This window comes from Polaribacter marinus (assembly GCF_022662535.1).
In the GTDB taxonomy this organism is placed as follows: domain Bacteria; phylum Bacteroidota; class Bacteroidia; order Flavobacteriales; family Flavobacteriaceae; genus Polaribacter; species Polaribacter marinus.
Window position 1 is genome coordinate 700,257 of the sequence record NZ_JAKQYM010000001.1, and the last position, 12,849, is coordinate 713,105.

Annotated in this window: 12 protein-coding genes; 8 read left to right on the plus strand and 4 right to left on the minus strand. The window is 29.4% G+C overall.

Translation table 11 applies throughout. From position 1 onward, the window contains the following. Nucleotides 1-31: 31 nt before the first annotated feature. On the minus strand, nt 32-847 hold the full coding sequence (locus tag MC378_RS03110; RefSeq protein WP_242177253.1) for a DUF1853 family protein: 816 nt from the start codon (nt 845-847) through the stop codon (nt 32-34). Nucleotides 848-903: 56 nt separating this feature from the next. On the opposite strand from MC378_RS03110, the gene MC378_RS03115 reads away from it, so the two are divergent. Then, on the plus strand, nt 904-1,575 hold the full coding sequence (locus MC378_RS03115; RefSeq protein ID WP_242177254.1) for a DUF2461 domain-containing protein: 672 nt from the start codon (nt 904-906) through the stop codon (nt 1,573-1,575). Between the two features lie 147 nt (nt 1,576-1,722). Here the strand turns inward: MC378_RS03115 and MC378_RS03120 are convergent, their stop codons facing one another. Then, on the minus strand, nt 1,723-3,066 hold the full coding sequence (locus tag MC378_RS03120) for an MATE family efflux transporter (RefSeq protein ID WP_242177255.1): 1,344 nt from the start codon (nt 3,064-3,066) through the stop codon (nt 1,723-1,725). Between the two features lie 106 nt (nt 3,067-3,172). Here MC378_RS03120 and MC378_RS03125 point away from each other — a divergent pair, with 106 nt between their 5' ends. Genes MC378_RS03125 through MC378_RS03135 form a run of 3 tightly spaced genes read left to right on the plus strand, consistent with a single transcriptional unit; the run spans nt 3,173 to nt 5,349 of the window. Then, the gene (locus MC378_RS03125) at nt 3,173-3,568 is read left to right on the plus strand and encodes an acyl-CoA thioesterase (protein ID WP_242177256.1); all 396 of its coding nucleotides are present in this window, start codon (nt 3,173-3,175) and stop codon (nt 3,566-3,568) included. Nucleotides 3,569-3,601: 33 nt separating this feature from the next. Then, a complete protein-coding gene (locus MC378_RS03130; protein WP_242177257.1) occupies nt 3,602-4,723 on the plus strand; it encodes a DEAD/DEAH box helicase in 1,122 nt (373 codons plus the stop codon). Then, the gene (locus tag MC378_RS03135; protein ID WP_242177258.1) at nt 4,723-5,349 is read left to right on the plus strand and encodes a trimeric intracellular cation channel family protein; all 627 of its coding nucleotides are present in this window, start codon (nt 4,723-4,725) and stop codon (nt 5,347-5,349) included. The genes MC378_RS03130 and MC378_RS03135 overlap by 1 nt, the downstream gene beginning before the upstream one ends. 49 nt (nt 5,350-5,398) lie before the next feature. Here MC378_RS03135 and MC378_RS03140 read toward each other — a convergent pair whose 3' ends face one another. After that, the gene (locus MC378_RS03140; protein WP_242177259.1) at nt 5,399-8,617 is read right to left on the minus strand and encodes a S41 family peptidase; all 3,219 of its coding nucleotides are present in this window, start codon (nt 8,615-8,617) and stop codon (nt 5,399-5,401) included. Between the two features lie 89 nt (nt 8,618-8,706). On the opposite strand from MC378_RS03140, the gene MC378_RS03145 reads away from it, so the two are divergent. Both MC378_RS03145 and MC378_RS03150 read left to right on the plus strand, forming a co-directional pair. Then, nucleotides 8,707-9,171 carry a MaoC family dehydratase gene (locus MC378_RS03145; RefSeq protein WP_242177260.1) on the plus strand — a complete coding sequence of 155 codons (465 nt, stop codon included), beginning with the start codon at nt 8,707-8,709 and terminating at the stop codon, nt 9,169-9,171. 333 nt (nt 9,172-9,504) lie between these two features. Continuing rightward, nucleotides 9,505-9,957, plus strand: a complete 453-nt coding sequence (locus MC378_RS03150) for a cold-shock protein (protein WP_242177261.1) — start codon at nt 9,505-9,507, stop codon at nt 9,955-9,957. 99 nt (nt 9,958-10,056) lie between these two features. On the opposite strand, the gene aroB is transcribed toward MC378_RS03150, so the two are convergent. Next, on the minus strand, nt 10,057-11,115 hold the full coding sequence (gene aroB, locus MC378_RS03155; protein WP_242177262.1) for a 3-dehydroquinate synthase: 1,059 nt from the start codon (nt 11,113-11,115) through the stop codon (nt 10,057-10,059). An 88-nt stretch (nt 11,116-11,203) separates the two neighbouring features. Here aroB and MC378_RS03160 point away from each other — a divergent pair, with 88 nt between their 5' ends. Together MC378_RS03160 and MC378_RS03165 are read left to right on the plus strand one after the other, a co-directional pair. After that, complete coding sequence (locus tag MC378_RS03160; protein WP_242177263.1) at nt 11,204-12,367, plus strand: proline dehydrogenase family protein; 1,164 nt, start codon at nt 11,204-11,206, stop codon at nt 12,365-12,367. Beyond that, nucleotides 12,367-12,651 carry an LETM1 domain-containing protein gene (locus MC378_RS03165; RefSeq protein WP_242177264.1) on the plus strand — a complete coding sequence of 95 codons (285 nt, stop codon included), beginning with the start codon at nt 12,367-12,369 and terminating at the stop codon, nt 12,649-12,651. Before MC378_RS03160 ends, MC378_RS03165 begins: the two co-directional genes overlap by 1 nt. The last annotated feature ends 198 nt before the right edge of the window (nt 12,652-12,849 follow it).

Consider the following 12,849-nt stretch of genomic DNA (forward strand, 5'->3'; position numbering starts at 1 on the left):
TAAAAGGAACTCATATTTTGAGTTCCTTTTTTTATGTCCACCAAACAAGAAAAAACTTTTTAATTTCTCCATTAGAAAACTTTATCCAACATAAAGGAGAAAATGATCTTTCTAAATATTCATTTGATTTTTCTTGAAATTGATAAAAATTTAACCAATCTAAGTTTTTGTAAGGAATTGTTAACCAATCTTTTTTATTGGGTATAAAAAAATTACAATTTTCAAATTGTTCTAACTCTTTTTTATTGATATAAAAACCTATAATACAATCTTGATTTAATATTTCTAACCGAATATTTTTACTACTTAAAGGAACAAACAATTGTGCTTTAAAATAAACTTCTTGATCTATTTCAGAAGCGTTTAAGTTGATAGATTTTAAATACGCATCACATTCATTAGAGTAGAGTAGTGGCAACTGTTTTTCTTTAAGTTTTTCTAATTTTTCTACCAAAGAATCTTTTCTATTAGGTCCAATAAAATGTTGAATTTCGTTTTTACCAACTGAAGCATCATACAAATAAAACTTATAAATTACTTCTAGATGAATTGGAGTATGATTTCTTAAAAGAATACAGTCTAACTCTCCTAAAGTCCTTTTGTCTTTCTGAATTTGAATATTTTCAGAAATGATTTTTATCGATTTGTCTTGAGCTAATTGAAAAGAAACAAAGCGTTCTATATATTTTCCTAAACGTAATTTTTCGTCAATTAAAATATCAATTTTTGTAGATTTAGCTTCAATTTCAAATTGTTGTAAATGATGCACAATATTATTTTTCCACAAACTTTTTGTTTGTAAAAAACCATCAAACCTATTCTGAATATCTTTTTTTTTTTGCTGCATATCAAAATCGAAGTTACAAATCTATTTTGTAAATTTAACTTTTAAAATTTATCAAAATGCAATTCCAAAAATCAAGTCTTCAATATTTAAAAGATTTACAGAATAATAATAACAGAGATTGGTTTTCAGAAACCAAACCTACTTTTAAAAAAGCGCAAGACAATGCAAAAGAATTGTATGCAACAATTAGAGAAGGTTTAGAAAAGCACGATGAAATAGATAGATTTAAACTTTTTAGAATTTATAGAGATGTTCGTTTTTCAAAAGATAAAACACCTTATCAACCTCATTTTGCAGGTTCTTTTTCAAGGTTGGGAAAAGAATTACGTGGAGGATATTATTTAAGAATTAGACCAGGAGAATCTTTTCTAGCAGGAGGATTTTGGGAACCAAATAAAGATGATTTATTGCGAATTCGTAAAGAAATAGAACAAGATGCTTCTGAATTTCGCGAAATTTTAGAAGACAAAACTTTTAGAAAATATTTTGGAGATAAGTTTGAAGGTGCTGAATTAAAATCTGCTCCTAGAGGATTTGATAAAGAACATAAAGACATTGATTTATTACGTAGAAAAGGATTTATTGCGATTAGAAAATTTACCGATGCAGAAGTTTTATCGTCTAATTTCTTAGAAGAAGTCGATAAAAGTTACAAAGCTTTACGCCCTTTTTTTAATCTCTTTAGCGATATTTTAACCACAAATTTAAATGGTGAAAGTATAATTTAGAGGTTCAAAAAATCAAAGACAAAAAGTGCAAGATTTGTCAGTTTAAGTAAGTGTATATAGCGTTTTTTTTATTTTTGCTAACAGCTAACAGCTAACAGCTAACAGCTAACAGCTAACAGCTAACAGCTAACAGCTAACAGCTAACAGCTAACAGCTAACTAAATTCTTATCAACTTCACGTTTTAATACCCAAACAGTAATAATGGTAGATAAAATATCCGCAATCGGAAAAGACCACCAAACCCCATTCACACCAAAATACATCGGTAAAAAATAAGCTAATGGAATTAAGAAGAATCCTTGTTTTAAAAGTGTTAAAAATAATGCTGGCAATGCCTTTCCTGCTGCTTGAAAATATGCAGAACCAACTAGTTGCATGGTAACAATAGGAGTTGCTAAAAATACAATAAACATTGCATTTGGCGTTTTATCAAGTAAAGTAACATCGTTGGTAAAAATCCAAATAACTTCTTCTTTAAAAATTAAAACTCCTATAAAAATTAGAGTACCTAAAATAGAGCCAAAATAAATCGATTTTTTAATTGTTTCTTTCACTCTATCATTCTTTTTAGCACCAATATTATACCCGGCAACAGGTAAAAATCCCTGAGAAACTCCCATCACAGGAGAGTATGCAAACATCATAACTCTGTTAATGATTCCGAATACTGCTATAGATATTTCTCCGCCGTATGTAAATAATGAATAATTTAAAACAATCATTAAAATACTAATTGCGCCTTGTCTTACAACAGATACGCCCCCAAGTTCAATAATTTCTTTAACAATGCTAAAATCAAGTTTAAAGTTTTTGGGGATAATTTCTAATTCACTTTTTTTTGATAAAAAGAAATATAAAATATACAATCCACAGCTAGCATAAGACAATGAAGTTGCTAATCCAGCACCATACATACCCCAATCAAAAAACTTAATAAATAAGATATCCAATAAAACATTTAATACCGCCGGAACCATCATTGCATACATGGCAAATTTGGGTTTTCCTTCTGCTCTTATTGTAGGATTTCCCATCATAGCAAAAGCTAAAAAAGGAACTCCATAAATTATTACATTAAAATATTCTGAGGCAATGGGTAATATATCTCCTTTAGCACCAAATAAATTTAGAATTGGCACACTAAAAAAGTTTCCAAGAATAACAAATAGAATTACTAAAATTACGGTTAAACAGATTTGGTTACCAAAAGTTAGAAAGGCTTTATCAGAATTTCCTGATCCTAATGCTCTTGAAATAATTGAACTTCCTCCAATTCCAATTCCCATTCCTATTGATGAGATTAAAAAAGCTATAGGTAGTACAACTGTTATTGCAGCAATTGCTAGAACTCCAATCCATTGTCCTACAAAAATGGTATCTACAATCATATTTAAAGACATCACAAGAATTCCTATTGTGGCAGGAACAGCTTGTTTTATCAATAATTTACTGATTTTTTCAGTGCCTAAGTCATTTGCTAATTTGTTCATAATAGTACTGCAAAAGTAACTGAATATTTAATGTTATATCTAAAATGTAACCTCAATAATTGTTATAGAAATATTAAAATTTTTAAGTTTGCTAAAATTGATACGAATGAAAGATATTTTTGAATTTAAGCTTAATGTAACTTCAGAAGATATAGATGATTTAAACCATGTAAACAATGTTGTTTATGTACAATGGATGGATAAAGTAGCTTTTGAACATTGGGCTTATCTAACAAAAGACAACCCCTTACCACAGTATATTTGGGTAGTTGTTAGACATGAAATTGATTATCTAAGACAAGCTGTATTAGGTGATGAAATAATCGTTAAAACATGGGTAGGTGAAACCAAAGGATTTAAGTCCGAACGAAACATGGAATTTTATAAGGGAGAAGAATTACTTGTAAAAGCAAAAACTATTTGGGGAATGTTAGATGTAAAAACGTACAAACCAACAAGAATTAGAGAAAACGTTTTAAAAGTATTACAACCAAACAAATAAAAGTATCTTTGCAGCATTAAATTTAGAGAAAGAATGTCAACATTTTCAGCATTAGGAATCAGTAAAGAGTATATAAAGTCAATTAAAGAATTAGGGATTTCTACACCTTCAGAAATTCAAGAAAAAGGAATTCCAATTTTAATGAAATCTAAAACAGATTTTATTGGTTTAGCGCAAACAGGAACTGGAAAAACGGCTGCTTTTGGATTGCCTATTTTACATCATATAGATGCAAAATCTAATGATATTCAAGCGTTAATTTTATCTCCAACAAGAGAATTAGTACAACAAATTAAAAAGCAACTTTTTAAGTTTACAAAATACAATGAAGAGAAAATTTTTGTAGAAGCTGTTTTTGGTGGAGAAAAAATTGATAGACAAATTGGAAACTTAAAAAGAACAACACATATTGTTGTAGCTACTCCTGGAAGATTGATTGATTTAATAGAACGTGGAGATATTGATATTAGTCATGTAAAAACCGTTGTTTTAGATGAAGCTGATGAAATGTTAAGCATGGGGTTTAAACAAGATTTAAATAGAATCTTAAAATTTACTTCAAAAAGCGATAGAAATACGTGGTTATTTTCTGCAACGATGCCTGAAGAAATTCAGAAAATTGTAAAAACCTATATGGATGCTAATGCACCAAGAGTAGCAATTAATAGAGAGTCTTTGGTAAATGCAAACATCAGACATCAATATGTAAAAACTACAATTAAACAAAAAGCAAGTGATATTATTTCCTTTTTAGAGAAAAGAGGAACACAACGCGGAATTATTTTTTGTAGAACAAAAGCAGGTGCACAAAATTTAGCAAATCACTTAATAGAAGAAGGTTTTTCTACAGCAGCATTAGAAGGTGATATGCAACAAAAAGAACGCGATAAAGTTATGCGTGCTTTTAAAAACGAAAGCTTACAATATTTAATTTCTACGGATGTTTCTGCACGTGGAATAGATGTAAGAGGTTTAGAATTTGTAATTCATCATCAATTACCAGAACAATTAGAGTACTACACGCACAGAAGTGGTAGAACTGCTAGAGCAGGAAATACAGGTATTTCTTTAGCTTTTATATTGCCATATGAATTAGAAAGAATTCATGAAATTCAGAAAGAATTAAATATAAAATTTACTGAAGTAGAAGTATAATGAGTTTAATTTACGTTATAGATCTTCTAGGAACGTTTGCATTTGCTTTAAGTGGTGCTTTGGTAGCTTCAGATAAAAAATTTGATTTATTTGGCGTAATTATTATTGCCTTTGTAACTGCAGTAGGAGGAGGAATGTTACGGGATGTTTTAATCAATGCACATCCCATAAATTGGATTGGAGACTTAAATTATTTATGGACAATATTAATTGCCGTTATTGTTACTTTTTTATTTAAAAGTAAAATTGCGCATCTAAGTAAAACGATGTTCTTATTTGATACAATTGGTATCAGTGTTTTTACTTTATTAGGTTTAGAAAAAGGTTTAGCGTACAATTTACATCCTATTGTAGCTTTAATTATGGGAATGATTTCTGCTGTTTTTGGAGGGGTTTTACGTGATGTACTGACAAATAAAATTCCATTGATTTTTGAAAAAGAAATTTATGCTTCTGCGTGTTTGGCTGGAGGTATTAGCTATTTAACTTTAAGTTATTTGGGAGTTACAGAAAATATTATCTTTATAATTTCAGCATTAGTAATTGTTCTAATTCGAATCATTTCCGTAAAATTTCACTTACAATTACCTAAAATAAAAGATGATCTTTTTGGAAAAACATCATAAAAAAAGCGAAGTATATACTTCGCTTTTTTTATGATTATTGGGTTATAATTTATTTTACCTCTTTCATCAATTCTTTTACAGAACGAATTAATTGTTGGTCAATTCCATGATCAATTTTACCAGGCATATTTTTAACTTTAATTTGTGGTTCTGTTTGATTGTTTTCCATCCACTCTCCAGCTTTGTTTTTAGCACTAATAGGAACAACTCCCCAGTACGCACCATTTGGTAAACCTTCCCAGCCGGCAAAACTACAAGTTCCTGGAACCGGCATTCCAACTGTTTTTCCAATTTTTAAATCGGTATAACCAGAAGCATAACAATGTCCGTCAGAATACATACTTTCATTAAAAATAGATAGTGTTGGTTTGGTCCAACGAGACGTTGGTTCTCCACCAACCACTTTTGTTTCTGTAGCATAGGTAAGAAAAGGCACTCCTGTAAAAAACATCGCTAAATCTGCAACCAAATCTCCACCACCATTAAAACGTGTATCTATAATTACGCCTTTTTTATCTGAATATTTCCCCATCATATCTTGATATATACTTCTATAAGGGCCATCACTCATCCCTGGAATATGGACATATCCTAATTCACCATTACTTAATTTTTCTACTTCCTTTTCATTTATTTGCACCCATCTGTCATATAAAAGACCATTTTCTTTTCTTAAAGAGATTGGTTTTACAGTAATACTTTCAGCCTTTTTAGTCTTAGGATCAAAAACATCTAAGAGCATAAACTTATTGGATTTTCTGTTAAAATATTTAGCAACATCTTGATTTTTGTCAATGCTGACTCCATCAATTTTTTTAATAATCATTCCTGAGGAAACATTAAACTTTGCTTTATCTAACGGCCCTCCTTTAATTATTTCGGAAATAAGAATCCCATCATCTTTATAGTTATAATCCATGAATATTCCTAATGAAGCGGTAGCGTCAGCATTAGAGATATTAGAGCCTCTATAGCCTGCTCCTGAGTGGGAAACATTAAGTTCACCTAACATTTCAGATAACATCTCAGAAAATTCATATGCATTACTAATGTGAGGTAAATATTTTTGATATTCTTTTTTTATTTTATTCCAATTGATACCATGAAAGTTTGGATGGTAAAAAATAGCATTTGTGCGAATCCAAACATGATCAAACATGGCTTGTCTTTCTGCATATGCATCCAATTTAATTTCGCCTTTGATTTGAACTCCTTTTTGTTTTGCTGATTCTGGATCTAGTTTTGTGATTTTTCCACTACTTAAAAGGTATAAGTTTTTCATTTCAGTATCCCATTCTAAGCTACCAAAACCAACATTTAGTTTCATTACCATTTTTGTTTCTCGTGTTCTTAAGTTGGTGCTCCAAAGATTTGAACGCCCTTCAAAACTTGCTAAATAATATAATTTATCCCCTTTTTTTGAAAGAACAGCATCACCCAATCTAGAAGAATGAATGGTTAATCTTTTCTTTCTATCTTTCATATTATCCCAATCAAATTTAAGTAATTTAACTTTTTTGATTGTATCTTTTTTAGTTGTTTTCTTCTTACTTTTCTTATCTACTTTTTCTTCTTCTTCTTTAACAGCTTCCATTAATTTGTAATCTTCATCACTTAAGTTAAATTGATCCCAAGCATCTTGTGTAAAAAACATGCTATATACATCACTTTGAGAACTACCGCTTGTAGCGTAAGATTTTAATCCATTTTGATTGCTAAACCAAATCATTTGTTTACCTCCATTTACCCATTTAGGGCTAGAATCGTAATAACCACTTTCATTTAAATTGACTCTTTTAGAGCCGTCTGCTGCCATCAATAACACTTCACTATTGCTTAATGTTTTATTCCAATCAATCAACAACCATTTACTATCTGGACTCCAAGTAAAATATTTGTCACCGTCACTCATATGAAATAAATCTTTTGGAGTTAAAAGGGTAACTTCTTTTTTTGACTTAACATCTAAAATCTTTAATGTTCTTCTATCTTCTATAAATGCTATTTTTTTACCGTCAGGAGAATATTGTGCCAAATAATTATCTAATTTGTTGTCAATTAAAGGTACTTCTTTAATTAGTGTAGAGGCATAGAAAAAAGGCTCTTCTTTTCTAACTTTTTCAGTTTTAAAAATACTCCACTTTCCATTTCTTTCACTACTGTATATTACAGATTTTCCTTCAGGTCCCCAAGAAACAAAACGTTCGTTTTCTGGTGTATTTGTAAGTCTTTTGGTAAATGATTTATCAATAGAAGTTACAAAAACTTCACCTCTAGCAATAAAAGCAATTTCTTTACCATTTGGTGATACAGACATTTGGTTAATACCTCCATTTATAGAAACAAATTTGTCTGTGTTTTCTTTGTCTTGAGTGATGATATTTACTTTTACTTTTTTAGGTTTTTGACCTTCTTTCATGGTGTATAATTCTCCATCATAGCCAAAAGATATAATATTATTTCCCATACTTAAAAAACGAACTGGGAAATTTTTATAAGATGTTAATTGTTCTGTTTGATTTGGAGTTTCTAAGGAAAGTTTGTGCACATTAAAAGAACCACTTCTTTCACTTAAAAAATAAATACTTTTTTCATCTTTACTAAAAACAGGTTGTCTATCTTCTGCATTATGAGAAGTAATCATTTTATGTTCTTTGCTCTTGGTATTATAGGTCCAAATATCCCTTGTTATGGATGATGTGTGATGTTTTCTCCATTCATTTTCTCCACCTTTTTTATCATGATAAATCATTATTTTTCCATTTTTAGAAAACTGTACATCTTCTGCAGGAATGGTTAGTAATTGAGCAACTCTTCCGGTTTTTACCGGAACACTATATAATTCTGTTTGTGAACTGTGAGGATATTGTCTGTGATTTACAGCATCTTGTCTTAAGCCTCCAAAAATCACTTCTTTATTATTAGCAGAAAAAGAGTAAGGGTATTCATTATTCGAGTGATAGGTTAATCTAGTTGCAGGACCTCCCTTAGAAGACATTACAAAAATGTCAAAATTTCCATATCTGTTAGAAGCAAAAGCAATTTTAGTACCATCTTTATTCCAAACAGCTTTATAGTCATGTGCACTATGAAAAGTAAGTTGCTCTGCATTACCACCTGTTGATTTTACTTTATATAAATCTCCTTTATAAGTAAAAACAATCTGAGTTCCATCAGGAGAAATTGATGGATATCTCATCCACTGTGGCTTGTTTTGACCAAACATTGAAAAAGAAATCAATGTAAAAAATAATATTAATTGTTTCATTTGTAAAATTTTTCCCTAAATTAATGATTTGAATTAGGAAATAACTTTTTTTTTGTAAAAAAAAATACGGCATTAACACAAAAAACATTATGGATACTTTAATTTTTAAGAATATAGACGAATTTAAAACAATGTTAGATCAAAAATTACCTGTTGGTAATTGGTATACGGTAACTCAGCAGATGATAAATGATTTTGCAAATGCCACCTTAGACAAACAATGGATTCATGTTGACGAAGTTAGAGCAAAGACAGAGTCTCCTTTTAAAACTACGGTTGCTCATGGTTTTATGTCGGTTTCTATGATCTCTAAGTTATTGGAAGAGCTTTTTAGCATCCAAAGTTTAAAGATGGGATTAAACTACGGATTGAATAAAGTTCGTTTTCCAAACCCTGTTCCTGTGAATAGTCAACTAAGAATGATTTCTAAGGTTATTTCAATTGAAGAATTGAAAAATAATGGAATAAAAGTAACTTTTTCATGTACAATAGAAATTAAAGGACAAGATAAACCTGCTTGCGTTGCTGAATTTTTGGCCGCTTTTTTTGAATAGAAAAAAAATATATTTTCGAACCTGTATCAAGGAAAATAGAAAATATAAAAATCATTAGTAACATAAGAATGTTTTCAGACTTATATAGCTTTTTTCTTGGTTTATAAATAAAAATTTTAAAAAAAAACATGAAAAGAGACTTTGACTAAGAGTTTTAATATTAAAGTAACTTTTATTTATATATAATAAATTACTTAATAATTTGTATATTTGCGCTCTTAAGACAGAATACACTTCGATTATTCCACAAGTTAGCTTTAATTTGATTTTGAATTTATTAGTTTGGTATTTTATCTTTTTTGAAATATTAATTTAAAACCTGTAATAGTTTAAATGGCAAAATCGCAACAAACATTTAGTAAAAGTGAAAAAGAAAAAAAACGTTTAAAAAAACGTCAAGACAAGCAAAAAAAAATGGATGCTAGAAAAGCAGAAAAAGAAGAAAATGGATCTAATGGTATCCAATTTGCTTATGTAGACCATAATGGAAATTTAACAGATACTCCACCAGATCCAGATTTAAAAGTGGAATATGAATTAGAAGATATTCAAATTTCTGTAACTAAAAAAGAAGATTTACCAGAAGAAGATCCAGTGAGAAAGGGAAAAGTTTCTTTCTTTGATTCTTCTAAAGGATTTGGTTTTATCATTGATACAGAAAATAATGAAAAATATTTCACCCACATTAGTGGTATTATTGATGAAATAACAGAAAACGATAAAGTTTCTTTTGAACTAGAAAAAGGAATGCGTGGTTTAAATGCTGTAAAAGTAAAAAAGATTTAAGTACTTTCTATTCACTCATTTAAGTGATATAAAATTTTAAATAAAAAAGTCTAACGTAATTTATATGTTAGACTTTTTTTATTTGGTAATAAATCTTGCTTAGAGATTATAATATTCTAAACTTTCTACAATTAGGTATTCAGTTACTTTACAATCTAATTTGTAATCTTCAAAATCATTTAAAAGAACAAAATTTACTTGTCCGTTTACGTTTTTCTTATCATGCTTTAATAAGTCTATAATAGCAGAAAAGTCGTTTTTATCAAGAGCTATGCTATCATAAATAGATAAAACTGTCTCTTTTATTTGTCGCAATTTATTGTCAGGAAAGTCTAAGAGTTTTGTAGAAATATAGCTTTCACAAATCATTCCAATTGCAATAGCTTCTCCGTGTGTTAAGTTCTCTTTGTTTTCAGATTCTAAGTAAAAAGACTCTATTGCATGTCCAATAGTATGTCCAAAATTTAATATTTTTCGTAAACTATTTTCTTTAGGATCTTGTAATACAACTTCGTTTTTTATTTGAATAGATCTATATATTAAATTGCTTAATGTTAATTCTTTACGGTTGTTTATTTCATTAAATAGTTTCATGTCATAAGTTACTCCATATTTAATAATTTCTGCCATTCCAGATTTAATTTCTCGTTCTGTAACAGTGGTTAAATAATTTTCATCAATTAATACCATTTGTGGATTGGCAAACAAACCAACCTGATTTTTTAAGACACCTAAATCTACACCTGTTTTTCCTCCAACAGAAGCATCAACAATAGACAATAAAGTAGTAGGGATATTTACAAAATCAATTCCTCTTTTAAAACAAGAAGCAACAAAACCACCTAAATCAGTTATAACTCCACCTCCTAAGGTAATTATTAAACTTTTTCTATCTGCACCAAGTTCGGTAATTGCTTGCCAAACACCAATACATGTTTCTAGGTTTTTGTTAATTTCTCCAGACTCTATTTCAATAACTTCAATTCTTTTATCTGTTTCTAAATGAGGAATAAACTTTGGATAACAATATTCCATTGTGTTTTCATCAACTAAAATATAAATAGAAGAGTAGTTTTTTTCATTAATTAGTGCAGAAAGTTCTTGATATCCTTTCTCTTTAAAATGCACAAAATAGCTAGCGGCTTTAATAGATTTCATAAAATTAAATTTCAATTGCAAATTAAATAGAAATTATTGAATTATTTGCAGTCTATAACTATCTTTGTTTTACATAAAATTCAAATTAATGAAACTTTTTGACAATACAGAAGTTGCTTTTACTTTAAAATCTGATTCACAATTAGAACGTGCATACTTCTTATTTAAAATGATACAGAACCAACCAATGGTAAGAATTGGTACAGCTGTTACAAACTTTGCGCTAAAAGCGCATTTACCTGTAGAAGGTTTAATTCGTTCTACTGTATTCGATCATTTTTGTGGAGGAGTAACAGAAGATGATTGTTTACCTGTTATTGACAAAATGTTTGATGAAGGAAAAGTACATAGTGTATTAGATTATTCTGTAGAAGGAAAAGAGGAAGAAGCTAGTTTTGATGATGCTTTAGATAAAATTTTAAAAATTATTGATTTTTGTGATGAAAAAGAAGCTATTCCTTATGCTGTTTTTAAACCCACAGGATTTGGTCGTATTACTTTGTATCAAAAATTATCTGAAGGTAAAACATTAACTACAGAAGAACAAGAAGAGTGGAATAGAGTAGTGGCGCGTTTTCATAAAGTATGTAAGGCTGCACTTCAAAAAGATATTCCTTTGTTAATTGACGCAGAAGAAAGTTGGATGCAAAAAGCAGCTGATGAGTTAATAGAAGAGCTGATGGAAATCTACAATAAAGAAAAAGCCATTGTTTTTAATACTTTACAAATGTATCGTCATGATAGAATGGATTACCTAAAAGATTTACATCAAAAAGCATATCAGAAAGATTTCTACATAGGAATAAAAGTGGTGAGAGGAGCTTATATGGAAAAAGAAAGACTCAGAGCCGAAGAAAAAGGATATCCATCGCCAATTTGTAAAGATAAAAATGCAACTGATATTAATTATGATACTGCAATTAAATATATGATGGAGCATCCAAAAATGGCTTTATTTGCAGGGACTCATAATGAAGAAAGTTCTTATTTGGTAATGGAATTAGCAAAAAAATATGGTATTAAAGAAAACGACAAACGTCTATGGTTTGGTCAACTCTATGGTATGAGCGATCATATTAGCTTTAATCTTGCAAATCAAGGTTATAATGTTGCTAAATACTTGCCTTTTGGTCCGGTAAGAGATGTAATGCCTTATTTAATAAGAAGGGCAGAAGAAAATACTTCTGTAGCAGGACAAACAAGTAGAGAATTAAACCTTTTAAAAACAGAGCGAAAGCGTCGAAAACTATAATGTCTACTGTAGAAGAAATAAAAGTACTATTATCAAAAAATAAAAAACGTCTTGCCCAAGAATTAAAACAAAGTAAAGAAGCTGTATTTTTAATTAAAAAAGCAACCCATTCTTCTTTAACATCCGAAGAAAAAGAGAAAATTAAAATACAACTGTTAGACATCTGCAAATCAATACCTGCTTTTGCGGTATTTATGTTACCAGGAGGTGCTTTATTATTACCTCTTTTAATAAAACTAATTCCAGACATTTTACCTTCTGCATTTAGAGAAGATGAATTATAGATATGGGCGTTACCTTTCAGGTCGCGCTTTACACTGTATCTTTTTTATGTTCCTTAAGTTTTAAGTGACTTTTCTTTTTATTACAAGGCATTAAAATAGAACAAACGCTCTCTAGCAGATGTAACATAAAAAAGGATGCCGTTGCAATCGCTAACGCAACAATAGCCAACAATTAGCAACTAAATTTACGAAAATAAA